A 16,854-nucleotide genomic window follows, 5' to 3' on the forward strand; every position below is an offset into this window, starting at 1 on the left:
GCGGCGTACGGTGACGGACTCAAGGAGTTGGCTGTCGTAGTCCTGGGCCGTCATGTCGGGAATTCGCCCAACCAGCTCCGCTTCAGCAAGTGCAGGGGCAGATACTCCGAATCGACCTCGACAGGACGACCAGCGTCGTAGGCGAGGCAGGCGAGGGCGACATCGCCGTCACTCGTCTCCTGGCGCTCCTCGACATCCGCCGTCCAGTACTCCTTGTGCAGTCGTACGGCCTGCACGAGGGCCTCGCTGAACCTCCCGTGATCCTGGCTGATGAAGCGGTAGAACACGTTGATCGGCGGATAAAGGACCTTGAGCATCAGCTCCCTGTCGACGAAGCGAAGCTGGTCGGGATCCGTCTTGTCGAAAGCGGCGACCAGCTTCTCGCCCAGCCCGGGGCGCTCCAGCCAGTACGTCTGGAGGGCATCGACCCAGTCGTAGATGTACTCCTCGAACACCGCACCCGAGGCACGCAGCGTCTCGACCGGCACCTGGCACAGCTGGGTCATCCGGCCCTGGTCACGACAGATCACCGCGAGCCAGAAAGCGTCCAGCCAGGTCCCCGCGTCCACGAAGTGCCGGATCCCCACGGCCGGGAAGGTGCGCACCTTGTGAGCGATCACGCACTCGACGGTCGACCCTTCGGGAGCGGTCGCCGAGGCAAAAAGCGCCGAGCCGACCTGCATGGCCGTGGTCCAGGCTTCCCAGGTTTCCAGGAGTTCGGCGGTGGGGTCGAGGGAGCACTGGAGTTTGGCGGTGTGCAGAGCACCGCTGAAGGTCATGCCGAAGCTGTCCGGCCACTCCTCAAGCTCATCGATGTCCTTGACGACTCTGTCGTTGAGCTCTTGCCGAAGCCGGTTCGGATCCGGGTGGCCAACCGCTTCGGTCGGCCGGGAAATCCTCGTCGCCATGAACCGTTTCCTCATTTTTGGCCACCGCTGCCGCCGATCCGACCGGCCGACGCGCACACCGACGAACTGCAGCTCGTCGGCCGTGCCCGCCATGAACTCCGCGAGCGCGGCCGCCACCAGCCCGCCCTGACTCGCGTACTCGCCGCTCGCCCCACCCGGAGCAAGCGTCCCGGCCGACGTGGCCGCACCTTCCATGTCGTCCGCGTACGCCTGGGCGATCTCCTCCAGGACCGTCATGACGTCCCCCACATGGGAGACCACGGTCGCGACGCCGGACGGACTGACGTCCCAGCCAGTCAATGCAACCCCCCGTGCATCATTAATCCCCCGCGATCTCGAACATACTGTCGCGCAAGGAGTTGCAAACGCAACGCGATTACAGGGGGAGTTGGCCGGATCCAGCCACTCAGAGGGTGAGGCTCAGTCGGTCCTCATGTCCGTCACGAACGCCGTCCACGAGGCTGCCCCGAACACGATCAACGGGCCGTCCGGGGCCTTACTGTCCCGGACGGGAACTATGCCGGGGTAGCCGTCGGCCACCTCGACGCAGTTGTTGGCCCCCCCGTCGCTGTAGCTCGACTTGCGCCATACGGCGGCGCTGAGATCGGGGGTGTGCTTCATGATCTGTGCTCCTCCAGTACGTCCCTGACGAACGCGAGCGAGTCCGACGGGGACAATGCCAGGTCCCGGAGCCGATCGTAGGACAGTCGGTGCCGCAGGACGCCGTCCGGTTCCTCGGTCAACTCACCCCGGGTGTTGCCCTCAACGTAGGCAACACCACCTCCGTCCTTCTGCCACAGCAGGGTCAGCGATCCATGCATGTGGTGATGGACCCCGGCGGCGAAGGGCAGCACCTGGAGCGTCACGTTCGGCCACATCGCCACGGCCTCGATGCGCAGCAGCTGGTCCTCCCAGGTCTTGGGTAGGGCAGCGGGGCGGCGGAACGCGTACTCGTCCATGATGATGCGGACGTTGGGCTCCGGCTTCTGCTGCAGCACGTATTGCCGTCCGATGCGAGCCGCCACCTGCTCCTCGCCCCAGTCGTCGTCCTCCAGTGTTGTCTGGGGGCCGGACAACGCCTCCCGGGCGAAGTCCTCGGTCTGCAGAAGTCCCGGCACACCCGGCGTGAACATCCACATGATGCGCGCCGTCGCCTCCAGCTTCATGAACTCCTTGTACTGGTCCTTGAACGCATCCAGCCGCGCGATCCTCCAATGCCTGACCAGCAGATCCCCGGCCCCGTAGTACCCGTCCAAGTCCTCCATGACCGTCACCTTGGACAGCCGCTCACCCGACTCCAGGCGGCTCAGGTAGCTCTTGTCGTATCCCGTCTCCTCGGCCAGTTGCCCCAGCGACTTCCCGGCCTTCTCCCGGAGGAACTTCAACGTCCGCCCCAGTACGGCCCGCCCCGACTGCCGCTCCCCGTCAACCACTTCGGCCACGTCACCCCTCCTCGTTGCCCAGGGCCCGCAGACAACCCTCGCCCCCTTCCGAAGCGTACGGGCAAGCAGTGACGATCGGGGCACGATCGGTAATCACCGCTCGTCAAAGCCGCCGTGACCCAAAGGACTCCCCATGCCCCACCCCCTCCGCCTCCTCCCCTGGACCACCCCCGAAGGCAAGCCCTGCTACCTCAGCCCCGACCGCGACCGCGGACTCCTCTCCCGGCTGGCCGATGACATCGAGGACGCTCAGATCAGCTCCGGTGAGCAGGTGTTGGCCGGCGCCAGGGCCGTCCTCTCCGACCAGAAGGCGGGCGAGCGCGCGGTGCGGTTCGCGCTCACGCGGGCCACCGAGTCCCTGGAGGACGTACTCCGGGTCGCGGTCAGCCGGGGTGCGCGCATCGAGGTGGGCGAACAGTGACCCCCTCACGACATCCCGATCGAGTGATCCGAGGCCATCGCCCCTGGTCAGCCCTGTCGCCGTATCTACCGTGATCGCGTTGCTTGTGCCCCGAGCACACCCAGCCCAGACTTGAGGAGGAGGTGCCGCCGTGACCGCTCTCGCACATGAGAGGCCCGAGACCATGTCCGAGGTTCAGGCAGAACCCATGAACGTACCCGACCTGGACGAGGTCCTGTGGCAGGCGTGGAAGGCCATGGAACTCCCCGAGGGCTACCGCGCTGAGATCATCGAGGGAGCCATCGAGGTGTCGCCCACCGGTCGCTTTTCGCATGCCCAGGTCGTCAACCGTCTGCGGGACGCGCTGGCGATCTTTCTGCAGGACAGTGAGTACGGCGCCTGGAACGACACGAATGTCATCCACGCGCGCAGGGCGTGGATTCCGGATGGGCTCGTAGCCCCCCGGGACGCTGAGCTGATCGAGGCGGAGGACGGCCTCGGTATCAAGGCTTCCGCGGTCCACGTCATCGTCGAAGTCGTCTCTCCGGGAGGGCGGAACCAGGAACGGGACCGGGTGAAGAAGCGTCGCGAGTACGCACGCGCCGCTGTCCCCGTCTACGTCATCATCGACGACTACGACAGTCACGGCACCGTCACCGTTCTCACCGAACCTGAGCCCGACAAGGCCGACTGGGTCGGAGTCCACCGCGTCCCCTACGGCACCGAGGTCACGATCTCCGAAGGCCCCGCCAAGGGATTCGTGATCGATGAGGCGATCACCGGGCCGAAGCGGAGTTAGCGAAAAGCGGAGCCCCGGATCCGCTCCGGAGCCCCGCTTCGGGTCAGGCCAAAGCAACCGTCAGCGCACGACCGTGATCCGGTCCGCCTTCGGCGGCGCGATCGGGTTCGTGGCCGACGAGTTCGCCGTCAGGTACTTCTCCAGCGCCGCCAGGTCGTCCCCGCCGACGAGGTCGTTCGTGCCCTGACCCAGCGTCGGGAAGCCGTCGCCGCCGCCCGCGAGGAAGCTGTTGGTCACGACGCGGTACACCGCCGACGGGTCGATCGGCGCGCCGTTCAGCCTCACCGAGTCCGCGAGCACCCGGTCCGCGCCCGTCTTCGTCAGGTCCAGGGTGTACGTCAGTCCGGCGGACGGCTGAAGCACCTTCGGCGCGGCCGCGTTGGCGCCGCTCACCTGCTCCTTGAGGACCTGGATCAGCTGGGCCCCGGTGAAGTCCTGCAGGTTGACCGTGTTGGCGAACGGCTGGACCGTGAAGCCCTCCGCGTACGTCACCACACCGTCGCCCTCACCGGCCTTGGCCGCGTAGGTGAGCGGAGCCCGGATGCCGCCCGGGTTCATCAGCGCCAGATCCGTCTCCGGGTCCAGTTCCTTGCCGTACGCGAGCTGCGCGTCGGCGATCAGGTCACCGAGGGGGGACTCCGTGCCGGTGTTGGTGATGTCGGCGGAGATGTGGCCGATGGCGCGGTTGCCGATGGGGGCGGCGAGGGTGTTCCACTTGCTGATCAGCTCGGTCATGTCCGGCGCCTTGGGGACGTCCCGGGTGACCACGTGGTTCGCCGACTTCACGGCCGTACGGGCGATGTCACCCGTCCACCGGTCGTACGTCAGGGTGGTGTCGGTGTAGAGGCGGCCGAAGGAGGCCGCGGAGGTGACCATACGGGGCTTGCCCGACGGGTCGTTGACGGTGCACACGTACGCCGCGTGGGTGTGGCCGGTGACCAGCGCGTCGACCTGCGGGGTGACGTTCTTGGCGATGTCGACGATCGGGCCGGAGATGCCGTCGCCCGCGCCCGGCGAGTCACAGTCGTAGTTGTACGCCGAGGAGGCCGGGAAGCCGCCCTCGTGGACCAGGGCGACGATCGACTTCACGCCCTGCCGCTGGAGGACCTTGGCGTACTTGTTGATCGTCTCGACCTCGTCCTTGAACACCAGGCCCTTCACGCCCTCGGCGGAGACGATGTCGGGGGTGCCCTCCAGGGTCACGCCGATGAAGCCGACCTTGACGCCGTGCTTCTTCCACACCCAGTAGGGCTTGAGGATGGGCCTCTTGGTCTTCTCGTCGAGGACGTTGGCGGCGAGGTAGGGGAAGTCGGCGCCCTTGAACTTCTTGTCGGTGTAGCAGCCGTCGGTGGGGTGGCAGCCGCCGTACTGAAGCCGGGCCAGTTCCCTGGCGCCCTCGTCGAACTCGTGGTTGCCGACCGCCGTGACATCGAGGTCGAGCTTGTTCAGCGCCTCGATGGTGGGCTCGTCGTGGAACAGGCCCGAGATCAGCGGGGAGGCGCCGACCATGTCGCCGCCGGCCGCGGTGATCGAGTACTTGTTGCCCTTGCGCGCCTCACGCAGGTGCGTGGCCAGGTACTCGACGCCGCCCGCGTCGATCGTCTCGGACGTGCCGTCCTCGTGCACGTGCGTGACCCGGCCGGAGGAACCGGTCGGGGGCTCCAGGTTGCCGTGCAGGTCGTTGAAGGACAGCAACTGCACGTCCTGGTAGCGGCTCGGCCGGTGGCCACCGCGGTGGTCGTCGGCGCTCGCGGTCGACGGCAGCGCGGCCGCCAGCGCGCCGACGGTGGTGAGTCCGGCGGCTGCGGCGAGCAGCCGGGTGGTACGGCGTCTGCGGTGCGGGTGCGGCTGCGAAGTGGCCGGCATGTGCCCCCCTGGTGGGTCAGCTGAGGTTCATGGGACGTGGCTCTGTCCGGCCGCAGCCTAAGGTCAACGCGCGTAGCGCGACAGGGGGTTCCTGGTTACATCCTGGTATCCGCACGGGCTTTCGCACCGGTTTCCCCCCGCGCTCCCCGTACCGCCACTTTGCCGCCCCCGCCCCGTACCCTCATAGGCATGACCAGCGACGACAGCGCACGGCCCGGCGGCCCCCTCTCCCGCTCCATCGAGACCTGCGCCGCGCTCACCCCGGAGCAGACCGAGGCCGTCCTCGACCTGCTCGCGACGGCCGCGCGGGGCGACGGCCAGCAGGCGGTGTCCGAGCAGGGCCGGCTCCAGATCCGCGGCGGCGCCCGTGAGGGCGTGGCCCATCTGCTGCTCACCGTCGCCGACCAACTCGTCGGCTACGCCCAGCTGGAGGACACCGACCCGGTGGAGGCGCCGGCCGCCGAACTGGTCGTCCACCCCGCGCACCGCGGCCACGGACACGGCCGCGCCCTCGGCTCCGCCCTGCTCGCCGCGTCCGGCAAGCGGCTGCGGGTGTGGGCCCACGGCGGCCACGCCGCCGCCCGGCACCTGGCCCAGGTGCTCGGCCTCACCCTGTTCCGCGAACTGCGCCAGATGCGGCGCCCGTTGGCCGGACTGGACCTGCCGGAACCGGCACTTCCGGAGGGCGTGACCGTGCGCACCTTCGTGCCGGGGCAGGACGACGCGGCCTGGCTCGCCGTCAACGCCGCCGCCTTCGCCCACCATCCCGAGCAGGGCTCGCTCACCCAGCGGGACCTCGACGACCGCAAGGCCGAGCCGTGGTTCGACCCGGAGGGCTTCTTCCTCGCCTTCCGCGGCGACGAACTCGTCGGCTTCCACTGGACGAAGGTGCACGCCGAGGAGCAGCTCGGCGAGGTGTACGTGCTCGGGGTCGCGCCGGGCGCGCAGGGGACCGGGCTCGGCAAGGCGCTCACCTCGATCGGCCTGCGGCATCTGGCGGCGCAGGCGCTGCCGACGGCGATGCTGTACGTCGACGCCGACAACAAGGCGGCGGTGAGCGTGTACGAGCGGATGGGCTTCACGACGTACGAGACGGATCTGATGTACCGCACCGAGACGTGAGACATATCCGCACATGAAAGGGCGATGAGGGCGGCCGTCTTGACGCCGCCCCCCTCCTTGCACCACCCTTTCACTACTCAATTAGTGAAAGGGTGGTGTCCGAGTGGTCGAGTACCGCATCGACCGGCGCAGCGGCGTCGCCACCTACGTCCAGATCGTCCAGCAGACCAAGCAGGCCCTGCGGCTGGGCCTGCTGCAGCCCGGCGACAAGCTGCCCACGGCCCGTGAGGTCGTCGAGGCCACCGCCATCAATCCGAACACCGTCCTCAAGGCCTACCGCGAGCTGGAACGCGAGGGCCTGGTCGAGGCGCGGCGCGGCCTCGGCACGTTCGTCCGGCGGTCGCTGGGCGCCGCCCCGGCCGACTCCCCGCTGCGGGCGGAGCTGGTGGCGTGGGCGGTGCGGGCGCGCGGGGCGGGGCTGGAGCGGGAGGACGTGGCCGCGCTCTTCGCCGCCGTACTCGATGAGCAGTTCGCGCTCGATGAGCAGTTCACGCAGCACCAGGGACACAAGGGGGACCAGGCATGACCGACACCGCCATCGAGGCGGCCGCGCTGGGCAAGAGGTTCCGACGGCGGGGACGGCGGGCGCTGGACTCCTGCACCTTCCGCCTCCCCACCGGCGCCGTCTGCGCCGTCGTCGGCCCCAACGGCGCCGGCAAGTCGACCCTCCTCGCCCTGGCCACCGGGCTGATCGCCCCCACCGAGGGCACCCTCACCGTCCTCGGCGGCACCCCCTCGCAGGCCCGCGAGCGCCTGGCGTACGTCGCCCAGGACAAGCCCCTGCACCCGCAGCTCACCGTCGGCGAGACCCTGCGCCTGGGCCGCGAGCTCAACCCCCGGGTCTGGGACGCGGCCGTCGCCGAGCGGGTCGTCGCGGGCGGCGAGCTGGACCCGGACGCCAGGATCCGCGCCCTGTCCGGCGGCCAGCGCAGCCGGGTCGCGCTCGCCCTCGCGCTGGGCAAGCGGCCCGAACTGCTGCTGCTCGACGAACCGATGGCCGACCTCGACCCGCTCGCCCGGCACCAGCTGATGGGCACGCTGCTGGCCGACGCCGCCGAGCGCGGCACCACGGTCGTGATGTCCTCGCACGTCGTCGCCGAGCTGGAGGGCTCCTGCGACCACCTGCTCCTGCTCGGCGGGGGCCGGGTCCGCCTGTCCGGCCCGCTGGACGACCTGCTCGCCGCGCACACCCTCGTCACCGGCCCGGCGACCGGCGACCTCGGCCCGCACACCGTCGTCGAGTCCCGCACGACCGGCCGCCAGCTCACCGCCCTGGTCCGGCCGCGGGGCCCGGTCGGCGGCGACTGGGAGACGGCCGAGCCGTCCCTGGAGGAGCTGGTGCTGTCCCATCTGCGTTCCCCCGAGGCGCCGGAGCTCCGCCTCGACGCCCCCGAGGAGGCCGCCGCATGACCGCCGTGACCGTCCCCGCGCGCAGTGGCCGCCTGCACGGCCTGACCTGGGCGATGTTCTGCCTGCACCGCTCGGCGCTGTGGTTCTGGGTGATGCTGGTGGCCGTCGCCGCGGGCGCCCTGCTGTGGGCGTACGGGCCCGGCGTGGCCGCGGCCGAGGAGGCGTACCGGAAGCTGGACTGCGGCCTCGGGCAGTGCGACACGAGCGTCTCCGCCTTCCAGCGCTACGAACTCGCCGCCACCGTCGGCAGCGGCCTGCTCACCGTGGCGCCGGTCCTCATCGCCGCCTGGGCGGGCGGCTCACTGATCGGCCGCGAGCTGGAGCAGGGCACCGCCCGGCTGGCCTGGACCCAGTCCGTGACACCGGTCCGCTGGCTGGCGGCGAAGCTCGCCGTCCCCGCCGCCCTGATCACCGCGGGCACCCTGCTCCTGACCCTGCTGCACCGGCTGCTGTGGTCGGCGGACGGGACCCTGCGCGCGGCGACCGGCACACGCGACTGGTACGGCAGCGTCACCTTCACCGCCAACGGCACCCTCGCCACCGCCTACGCCCTGCTCGCGCTGGCCGTCGGCGCGCTCGCCGGTCTGCTCACGCGCCGCACCACGGCGGGACTCGGCGTCGGCGTGCTGGGCCTGCTGACCCTGACGGTGGCCGTGTCCGAGCTGCGCCCGCGGCTGTGGCCGACCGAGACGGTGACCGGCACCACCGGCTACCCCGCGATCGGCGGAGCACTCGTCGACGAGGGCGCCCTCACCGCCACCGGCGCCCGCGTCCGGGACCCGCTGTGCATCGACGACGCAAAGTGCCTCGCCGACCACGACATCGTCGGCTTCTACCGCGACCACCACCCCACGTCCCACTTCTGGCCACTGCAGCTGGTGGAGACCGGCATCGTCCTCGCCGTGACCGCCCTCGCGGTCCTGGCCGCCTTCCAGCTGCTGCGCCGCCGCACCAGGTGAGCGGCGGGCGGGCGGGCGGCGCACTCTGAGGGTGCGAGTACGCCGTCCCCGTCGGCGATGACGCCGGGGAGCCGCCCCCCGCTATCCCGCACGTCATGTCGCCGTAACCATTGATTCAGCCAGGCTTGCGACGCTCGGCCAATGACGCCCGCTGTGCCAGAGCCTTCGCCGCCCCCCGGGGGCCTCGCGGGGAACGGGGCCGCGACGATCCCGCCCGCTCGGTCCGACGCGCCCGTTTCGCCCCAGGCGCGGAACAATGGGGCCATGAGCCAGCAGAACGCCCCGGCAGAGGTCCAGCACGTACAGCCCTCCGTGGGCTCCATCGCCGCGCACCGCCCCCACACGGTCTCGGCCACGGTCTCCGACCTGGAACCCGACATCGATGCCGACCTCGACGCGTACGAGGACGCGCAGGTCGACGGCGTCCAGCTGCCGCAGGGCCGGTTCCTCGACCGGGAGCGCAGCTGGCTGGCGTTCAACGAGCGGGTCCTGGAGCTCGCCGAGGACCCGAACACGCCCCTGCTGGAGCGCGCCAACTTCCTCGCGATCTTCGCCAGCAACCTGGACGAGTTCTTCATGGTCCGGGTGGCGGGCCTGAAGCGCCGTATCGCCACCGGCGTGGCCACCCGCTCCGCCTCCGGACTGCAGCCGATGCAGGTGCTGGAGATGATCTGGGCCCGCTCGCGCGAGCTGATGGCCCGGCACGCCGCCTGCTACCACGAGGACGTCGCCCCCGCGCTGGCCGAGGAGGGCATCCACCTGGTCCGCTGGAGCGAGCTGACCGAGAAGGAACAGGCCCGCCTGTTCACGCTCTTCCGGCACCAGATCTTCCCGGTGCTGACCCCGCTGGCCGTGGACCCCGCGCACCCGTTCCCCTACATCTCCGGCCTGTCCCTGAACCTGGCCGTCGTGGTCCGCAACCCGGTCAGCGGCCACAAGCACTTCGCCCGCGTCAAGGTGCCCCCGCTGCTCTCCCGCTTCCTGGAGGCCGCCCCCGGCCGGTACGTCCCGCTGGAGGACGTCATCGCCGCGCACCTGGAAGAGCTCTTCCCGGGCATGGAGGTGCTGGAGCACCACGCCTTCCGGCTGACCAGGAACGAGGACCTGGAGGTCGAGGAGGACGACGCCGAGAACCTGCTCCAGGCGCTGGAGAAGGAGCTCATGCGGCGCCGGTTCGGCCCGCCGGTCCGCCTGGAGGTCGAGGAGTCCATCGACCGCGAGGTGCTGGACCTGCTGGTGCGCGAGCTGAAGATCAGCGAGGCCGAGGTCTATCCGCTGCCCGGCCCGCTCGACCTCACCGGCCTGTTCCGCATCCACAGCCTGGACCGGCCCGAGCTGAAGTACCCGAAGTTCATCGCCGGCACCCACCGCGACCTGGCCGAGGTCGAGTCCGCGTCCGCGCCCGACATCTTCGCCGCGCTGCGCGCCAGGGACGTCCTGCTGCACCACCCGTACGACTCCTTCTCCACCTCCGTGCAGGCGTTCCTGGAGCAGGCGGCGTCCGACCCGGACGTCCTCGCCATCAAGCAGACCCTGTACCGGACCTCCGGCGACTCGCCCATCGTGGACGCGCTGATAGACGCCGCCGAGTCCGGCAAGCAGGTCCTCGTCCTGGTCGAGATCAAGGCCCGCTTCGACGAGCACGCCAACATCAAGTGGGCGCGCAAGCTGGAGGAGGCCGGCTGCCACGTGGTCTACGGCCTGGTCGGCCTGAAGACCCACTCCAAGCTGTCGCTGGTGGTCCGCCAGGAGGGCGACACGCTCCGGCGCTACAGCCACGTCGGCACCGGCAACTACCACCCGAAGACGGCCCGCCTCTACGAGGACCTCGGCCTGCTCACCGCCGACCCGCAGGTCGGCGCGGACCTGTCCGACCTGTTCAACCGGCTGTCCGGCTACTCCCGACGGGAGACCTACCGCCGGCTGCTGGTCGCCCCCAAGTCCCTGCGCGACGGCCTGATAGCGCGGATCGACAAGGAGGCCCAGCACCACCGTGCCGGACGTCCCGCCTACGTCCGCATCAAGGTCAACTCGATGGTCGACGAGGCGATCGTCGACGCCCTGTACCGCGCGTCCATGGCGGGCGTGCCGGTCGACATCTGGGTGCGCGGCATCTGCGCGATCCGGCCGGGTGTGACGGGCCTGTCGGAGAACGTCCGGGTCCGCTCGGTGCTCGGCCGCTTCCTCGAACACTCCCGGATCTTCGCCTTCGGCAACGGCGGCGAACCCGAGGTGTGGATCGGCAGCGCCGACATGATGCACCGCAACCTCGACCGCCGTATCGAGGCCCTGGTCCGCGTCGTCGACCCGGCGCACCGCGCCGCGCTCAACCGGCTCCTGGAGACCGGCATGGCCGACTCCACCGCCTCCTGGCACCTGGGCCCGGAAGGCGAGTGGACCCGGCACGCGGTGGACGCGGACGGCCAACCCCTGCGCAACATCCAGGAGATGCTCATAGACGCCCGGAGGCGCCGGCGTGGCACAGCAACACCTTGACCCGACGGACCCGATGGCCGGGCCGGTGACAGGAGACGCCCTCGCGGGCTACCTGCGCGCCCAGGCCACGGAGTTCCTCCGTGCGCTCCGGCAGCACCGGGAGAACGGTGTCGGAGCCAACCACCACAACGGCACGGAGGAGACCGTCGACGCGGCCCGAGCCCTGCGCCGCTCGGCCCGCCGCATCAGCGGCAGCCTGCACACGTTCCGTCCGCTGCTGGACACCGACTGGTCGGAGGGCATGCGCCCGGAACTGGCCTGGCTCTCGGGGACTTTGGCCCTGGAACACGCCTACGCGGCCCGCCTGGAGCGGCTGCTGCAGGCCCTGCACCGGTTGTCGGGGGCGACGTTCCCGTCCCAGTCGGTGACCACGGCGGCGGCAGGCGTGGCCGCGGGCAACCGGGCCACCGGCGCGGCGAAGGCCGGCCCGGCGGCACCTCCCACCGCCGGTCCCCCGGCGGCCCCGGAGCGCGGCAACCTCACCGTGGGCGCGGCCAAAGCGGGCGCCCTGCTAGAACGCCAGCTCACCCTCGCCCGGACCCGGGCCCACTCCAGCGCCCTGCAGGCGCTCGGCTCCTCCCGCTTCCACGCGGTCGCCGACAAGGTCGCCGTCCTGGCCAGCGAGGTCCCGCTCACCCCCGCCGCGGCCACCGCCGACCTGCGTCCGCACGCCGCGGCGGCCGAGGAGCGCCTCACCGACGCGGTGGCCGCCCTGCCCCTGGTCATCGCGGGCCACCCGTACAACGCGGAGGCCCTGATCCACGGCCTCTCCCCGGACCCCGCCCCGCACCCGCAGGACGCCCCCTGGCACCAGGTCCGCCTCCTGCTGCGGCTGCACCGCTACGCCCGCGAGGTCCTCCACGGCGAGAACGCGCCGGTCGACGTCCGCCTGCTGGCCGCGGGACAGGCCCTCAACCGGCACCGCGACGCCTCCGAGGCGGCGGCGGCAGCCGCGGCAGCGGCCCGTACGCCGCGCATCGCACCGGCGACGGCGTACGCGCTCGGCGTGCTCCACGCCGACCAGCGGCACGAGGTGGAGGCGGCCCGGTTCGAGTTCCAGCAGTCCTGGCAGAAGCAGACGGTAGGCACGTCCTGAGCGCACGAGGGGGCGGTGAACAGCCGTTGACCGGTACGAAGGACACCCCGGTCCAGGCGGCCGGGTGCGTCCTGTGGCGCCGTTCCCCCGTCGACGGGGGACTGGAGGTCTGTCTGGTCCACCGCCCGAAGTACGACGACTGGTCCCACCCCAAGGGCAAGCTGAAGCACGGTGAGGACCCGCTGGCGGGCGCGCTGCGGGAGGTCGAGGAGGAGACCGGCTACACCGCGGCGCCCGGCGCCGAGCTGCCCACCCTGCACTACCTGGCGAACGGCCGCCCGAAGCAGGTCCGTTACTGGGCGGCCGAGGCCACCTCGGGCGGCTTCACACCGAGCACCGAGGTCGACCGCATCCTGTGGCTCTCCCCCACGGCGGCCCGGCCGCGCCTGACCCAGCCCCGCGACCGCGAACTGGTGGACGAACTGCTGGCGACCATGCGCCACGCCTGAGAACCGGCGGGACGGTCAGGATCCGGCCACATGCCCCGCCGCGTCGGTCCGGGCCAGACTCCGCGCCCGGCGCGCGGGCCCACGCCAGCCGCAGACGCAGCGGGCCACACAGAAGGGCCCCTGCTCGACGGTGCTGGTGCGATGCGCCGGACGGTCCTGGCCTGGGGACAACCGATCCTGCTCTGTCACCCCGACGACGTTACCGAGGCCAGGTGAACAGCCGGCCAGGCCGTAGTAAGCGTATTCCACACGCCCGCCCGAGCTCCCCCGCGAACCCGGCGCAGAGCACTCCCCGCGCACGCCTCCACCACCCCGGGCCCCGCGTGACGGCTCTACCTACCCGTCGTTAACCGGAACAACAGGGGGCCCGAGACGAACGTACGGCTGGGGGTAGGCAGACGATGGCGGAGCAGTACGGCAGGACGGGCGGAACGGTCGTGGCGGCAGGACTGACGGCCTGCGTCTGCCTTCTCGCCTCCGGATGCACGGGCGGCGCCGCCGCCGAGGACGCCCGCCCGGCCGACCCGGTCCGCACCCTGCACCGCGCCGCCGACACACTGGTCGACGCGGGCACGTCCAAGGCCCGGACGTCGATGGAGATGGCGACCGGCGGCACCCGCGTCACCATCCGCGGCGAGGGCGTCTACGACTACACCCGCCAGCGCGGCCGACTGAAGGTCATGCTCCCCCAGGACCCGTCCGGCCAGAGCGAGCACCGTCCGATCACCGAACTCCTCGCGCCGGGCGCCCTCTACATGAAGAACCGAGGCGCCGGGGTCCCCGCGGACAAATGGGTGCGCGTCGACACCTCGACCCTCTCGGACGGAAACCTGGTCACCGGCGGCGCCACGGACCCCTACGCCGCCGCCGAGGTGCTGCGCGGCACCCGCACCGCGCAGTACGTCGGCCGTACCGAGATCGCGGGCACCGAGGTGAACCACTACCGGGGCACCGCCGACCTCGCCCAGGCCGCCAGGACCGCGTCCCCGGGGGGCCGGGCCTCGCTCGCGGCGGCGGCGAAAGGGTTCGCCACGGCCGAGGTCCCGTTCGACGTGTTCCTCGACGACGAGGGCCGCATCCGCAAGGTCAGGCACCGCTTCAGCTTCGTCAACGGCCGGCAGCAGGCCACCGTGGCGGTCGCGTCGACGACCCTGCTCTACGACTTCGGCGCCCCCGTCGACGTACGCCTGCCGCCTGAGGAGGACATCTACGCGGGCCGGATCGCCGAGGAGTGACCGGCGCGAACTAGCCCGTCCGTGCCATGCGCGCCGTGTAGGCCACTCCCTACTCTAGGAAGCCGGTGACGGCAGAGAAGAGGTGATGCACGTGGCTCCGGTCGGCGGTACGGCAGTTCAGGACCACGTGGCCCTCGCCGAGATCGAGCTGTGCGGAGAGCTGATCATCGCGGCCTCCGCGGCGGACGAGGACCGACTGAGCCTGGAGAGCATCGACGAGGTCCTGAGGGTGGCCGAAGAACGCGGGAACGACTCCCCCGGCACGTGATCACGTGCGCAACAACCGCCCGATCGCCTTCGTCGCCTCCTCGACCTTGGCGTCGATCTCGTCCCCGCCCTTCAGCGCGGCATCGGCGACGCAGTGCCGCAGATGCTCCTCCAGCAACTGCAGGGCGAAGGACTGCAGGGCCTTCGTGGACGCGGACACCTGCGTGAGTATGTCGATGCAGTAGACATCCTCATCGACCATCCTCTGCAACCCACGGATCTGCCCCTCGATCCTGCGCAGCCGCTTCAGATGCTCGTCCTTCTGCTTGTGGTACCCGTGGATGCCCCGGTCATGGTCGGTCACCACGCCCTCGCCGGCCTCGGTGGTCGTCATCACGCACCCTCCATCCACATACCCCTACTGGGTATATCGTACCGAACTTTGCCGGGTATGGGCCCCTTGGCCCCCGCCCGGAGCCGGCCACCGAACCGCCCCCGTACAGATGCACGGAATTCATGGGTGACACTGGAGGACGGCCCATTAGCCGTGGCCGGATGATGCGCCTAGCATCAGCCTGTCCGACACCGAAGCACCCCGAGGACCCCACGTGCGCTTTCGTCTGACCCCCAGGGAGACGAGCTTCTACGACATGTTCGCCGCATCCGCGGACAACATCGTCACCGGCTCGAAACTCCTGATGGAACTGCTCGGGGCGGACGCTTCCGCCCGGGCCGAGATCGCAGAGCGTATGCGGGCAGCGGAACACGCCGGTGACGACGCCACACACGCGATCTTCCACCAGCTGAACTCCTCGTTCATCACGCCCTTCGACCGCGAGGACATCTACTCCCTCGCGTCCTCCCTCGACGACATCATGGACTTTATGGAGGAGGCCGTCGACCTCGTCGTCCTCTACAACGTCGAGGAACTCCCCAAGGGCGTCGAGCAGCAGATCGAGGTCCTCGCCCGCGCCGCCGAACTGACGGCCGAGGCGATGCCCCACCTGCGCACCCTGGACAACCTGACCGAGTACTGGATCGAGGTCAACCGCCTGGAGAACCAGGCCGACCAGATCCACCGCAAGCTGCTCGCCCATCTCTTCAACGGCAAGTACGACGCGATCGAGGTCCTCAAGCTCAAGCAGATCGTGGACGTACTGGAGGAAGCGGCCGACGCGTTCGAGCACGTGGCGAACACGGTGGAGACCATCGCCGTCAAGGAGTCCTGACCCGTCCATGGACACCCTCGCCCTGGTCGTGACCATCCTGGTCGCCCTCTTCTTCACCTACACCAACGGCTTTCACGACTCGGCGAACGCGATCGCCACGTCCGTGTCGACGCGCGCCCTGACACCGAAGGCCGCCCTCACCATGGCCGCGGTCATGAACCTGGTCGGCGCGTTCCTCGGCAGCGGCGTGGCCAGAACGGTCAGCGAGGGCCTGATCGAAACGCCCCAGGGCTCCACGGGCATGGGCATCCTCTTCGCCGCCCTCCTCGGCGCCATCACCTGGAACCTCGTCACCTGGTACTTCGGCCTCCCGTCCTCCTCCTCGCACGCCCTCTTCGGCGGCATGGTGGGCGCGGCCCTGGCCGGCGGCACGCAGGTCTACTGGGACGGCGTCCTGGACAAGATCATCATCCCCATGTTCGTCTCCCCCGTCGTCGGCCTGATCGTCGGCTACCTGGTGATGACGGCGATCATGTGGATCTTCCGCCGGGCCAACCCGCACAAGACCAAGCGCGGCTTTCGCATAGCGCAAACCGTCTCCGCGGCCGGCATGGCCCTGGGCCACGGCCTCCAGGACGCCCAGAAGACGATGGGCGTCGTCGTCATGGCCCTGGTCATAGCCGACGTGGAGGACTACGGCGACCCGATCCCTCTCTGGGTCAAGATCGCTTCCGCCCTCATGCTCTCCCTCGGCACCTACGCCGGCGGCTGGCGCATCATGCGCACACTGGGCCGCCGCATCATCGAACTCGACCCGCCGCAGGGCTTCGCCGCCGAGACAACCGGCGCGGCGATCATGTTCACCACGGCGTTCATCTTCAGGGCCCCGATCTCCACGACCCACGCCATCACGTCGGCCATCATGGGCGTCGGCGCGACCAAGCGCGTGAACGCGGTCCGCTGGGGCGTGGCCAAGAACATCATCCTCGGCTGGTTCATCACAATGCCCGCAGCGGCAGCGGTAGCGGCGTGCGCATTCGGGCTCGTACACCTGGCGTTCCTGTAGCCCCTGCCCGCCGCTGCACCTGGCCCTAGCGTTACGCAGCCCGGCGTTGCGGGGTTGCCACCCATGCCGCCCTGGGCGGCACGAATGCCCGCGGATTGCGCGGCAGCGTGCACACCCGGATCACGCGGCAGCGCGGACCCGCCAGCTGCGCAGGCACGCATGCTGCAGCAGCCACCACGCGCGCCACCGCGACAGCCGCACGTAGGCCACGCCACCACGCACGCCACGCC

General features: G+C 70.4%; 18 protein-coding genes. 13 read left to right on the forward strand and 5 right to left on the reverse strand.

Translation table 11 applies throughout. From position 1 onward, the window contains the following. Positions 1–50: 50 nt before the first annotated feature. The 3 genes from KWI83_RS14650 to KWI83_RS14665 form a co-directional block, all read right to left on the reverse strand. The gene (locus KWI83_RS14650) at positions 51–1,208 is read right to left on the reverse strand and encodes an Imm49 family immunity protein (RefSeq protein ID WP_256362234.1); all 1,158 of its coding nucleotides are present in this window, start codon (positions 1,206–1,208) and stop codon (positions 51–53) included. A gap of 120 nt (positions 1,209–1,328) precedes the next feature. Continuing rightward, positions 1,329–1,529, reverse strand: a complete 201-nt coding sequence (locus tag KWI83_RS14660) for a DUF397 domain-containing protein (protein WP_218514788.1) — start codon at positions 1,527–1,529, stop codon at positions 1,329–1,331. After that, on the reverse strand, positions 1,526–2,350 hold the full coding sequence (locus tag KWI83_RS14665) for a helix-turn-helix transcriptional regulator (RefSeq protein ID WP_218514789.1): 825 nt from the start codon (positions 2,348–2,350) through the stop codon (positions 1,526–1,528). The genes KWI83_RS14660 and KWI83_RS14665 overlap by 4 nt, the downstream gene beginning before the upstream one ends. 133 nt (positions 2,351–2,483) lie before the next feature. Between KWI83_RS14665 and KWI83_RS14670 the strand changes: the two genes are divergently transcribed. Next, on the forward strand, positions 2,484–2,771 hold the full coding sequence (locus KWI83_RS14670) for a hypothetical protein (RefSeq protein WP_218514790.1): 288 nt from the start codon (positions 2,484–2,486) through the stop codon (positions 2,769–2,771). A 187-nt stretch (positions 2,772–2,958) separates the two neighbouring features. Beyond that, a complete protein-coding gene (locus tag KWI83_RS14675) occupies positions 2,959–3,549 on the forward strand; it encodes a Uma2 family endonuclease (protein WP_218514791.1) in 591 nt (196 codons plus the stop codon). A gap of 60 nt (positions 3,550–3,609) precedes the next feature. Here the strand turns inward: KWI83_RS14675 and KWI83_RS14680 are convergent, their stop codons facing one another. Further along, complete coding sequence (locus KWI83_RS14680; RefSeq protein WP_218514792.1) at positions 3,610–5,415, reverse strand: bifunctional UDP-sugar hydrolase/5'-nucleotidase; 1,806 nt, start codon at positions 5,413–5,415, stop codon at positions 3,610–3,612. Positions 5,416–5,604: 189 nt separating this feature from the next. Between KWI83_RS14680 and mshD the strand changes: the two genes are divergently transcribed. The 9 genes from mshD to KWI83_RS14725 all read left to right on the forward strand — a co-directional run bounded on the left by mshD (position 5,605) and on the right by KWI83_RS14725 (position 14,450). After that, entirely contained in the window at positions 5,605–6,537 is a 933-nt protein-coding gene (mshD, locus tag KWI83_RS14685) for a mycothiol synthase (protein WP_218514793.1), read from the forward strand. 103 nt (positions 6,538–6,640) lie between these two features. After that, positions 6,641–7,063, forward strand: coding sequence for a GntR family transcriptional regulator (locus KWI83_RS14690; protein WP_218514794.1), 423 nt, complete (start codon positions 6,641–6,643; stop codon positions 7,061–7,063). Further along, a complete protein-coding gene (locus tag KWI83_RS14695) occupies positions 7,060–7,947 on the forward strand; it encodes an ABC transporter ATP-binding protein (RefSeq protein ID WP_218514795.1) in 888 nt (295 codons plus the stop codon). Before KWI83_RS14690 ends, KWI83_RS14695 begins: the two co-directional genes overlap by 4 nt. Then, on the forward strand, positions 7,944–8,906 hold the full coding sequence (locus tag KWI83_RS14700; protein ID WP_218514796.1) for an ABC transporter permease: 963 nt from the start codon (positions 7,944–7,946) through the stop codon (positions 8,904–8,906). The genes KWI83_RS14695 and KWI83_RS14700 overlap by 4 nt, the downstream gene beginning before the upstream one ends. A 141-nt stretch (positions 8,907–9,047) precedes the next feature. Next, positions 9,048–11,402, forward strand: coding sequence for an RNA degradosome polyphosphate kinase (locus KWI83_RS14705; RefSeq protein WP_374106300.1), 2,355 nt, complete (start codon positions 9,048–9,050; stop codon positions 11,400–11,402). Further along, a complete protein-coding gene (locus KWI83_RS14710) occupies positions 11,383–12,498 on the forward strand; it encodes a CHAD domain-containing protein (protein WP_218514798.1) in 1,116 nt (371 codons plus the stop codon). The genes KWI83_RS14705 and KWI83_RS14710 overlap by 20 nt, the downstream gene beginning before the upstream one ends. Before the next feature lie 26 nt (positions 12,499–12,524). After that, positions 12,525–12,947: an NUDIX hydrolase gene (locus KWI83_RS14715; RefSeq protein ID WP_218514799.1), complete on the forward strand. Its 423-nt coding sequence runs from the start codon at positions 12,525–12,527 to the stop codon at positions 12,945–12,947. Positions 12,948–13,348: 401 nt separating this feature from the next. Continuing rightward, positions 13,349–14,182: a hypothetical protein gene (locus tag KWI83_RS14720; RefSeq protein ID WP_218514800.1), complete on the forward strand. Its 834-nt coding sequence runs from the start codon at positions 13,349–13,351 to the stop codon at positions 14,180–14,182. Between the two features lie 85 nt (positions 14,183–14,267). Then, positions 14,268–14,450 carry a hypothetical protein gene (locus tag KWI83_RS14725; RefSeq protein ID WP_218514801.1) on the forward strand — a complete coding sequence of 61 codons (183 nt, stop codon included), beginning with the start codon at positions 14,268–14,270 and terminating at the stop codon, positions 14,448–14,450. On the opposite strand, the gene KWI83_RS14730 is transcribed toward KWI83_RS14725, so the two are convergent. After that, positions 14,451–14,783: a metal-sensitive transcriptional regulator gene (locus tag KWI83_RS14730; RefSeq protein ID WP_230885534.1), complete on the reverse strand. Its 333-nt coding sequence runs from the start codon at positions 14,781–14,783 to the stop codon at positions 14,451–14,453. Positions 14,784–14,997: 214 nt separating this feature from the next. Between KWI83_RS14730 and KWI83_RS14735 the strand changes: the two genes are divergently transcribed. Together KWI83_RS14735 and KWI83_RS14740 are read left to right on the forward strand one after the other, a co-directional pair. Then, the gene (locus tag KWI83_RS14735; RefSeq protein WP_053759661.1) at positions 14,998–15,618 is read left to right on the forward strand and encodes a DUF47 domain-containing protein; all 621 of its coding nucleotides are present in this window, start codon (positions 14,998–15,000) and stop codon (positions 15,616–15,618) included. 7 nt (positions 15,619–15,625) lie between these two features. Beyond that, positions 15,626–16,624: an inorganic phosphate transporter gene (locus KWI83_RS14740; RefSeq protein WP_218514802.1), complete on the forward strand. Its 999-nt coding sequence runs from the start codon at positions 15,626–15,628 to the stop codon at positions 16,622–16,624. Positions 16,625–16,854 lie beyond the last annotated feature (230 nt).

The organism is Streptomyces sp. TRM70350, assembly GCF_019219825.1.
GTDB lineage: Bacteria > Actinomycetota > Actinomycetes > Streptomycetales > Streptomycetaceae > Streptomyces.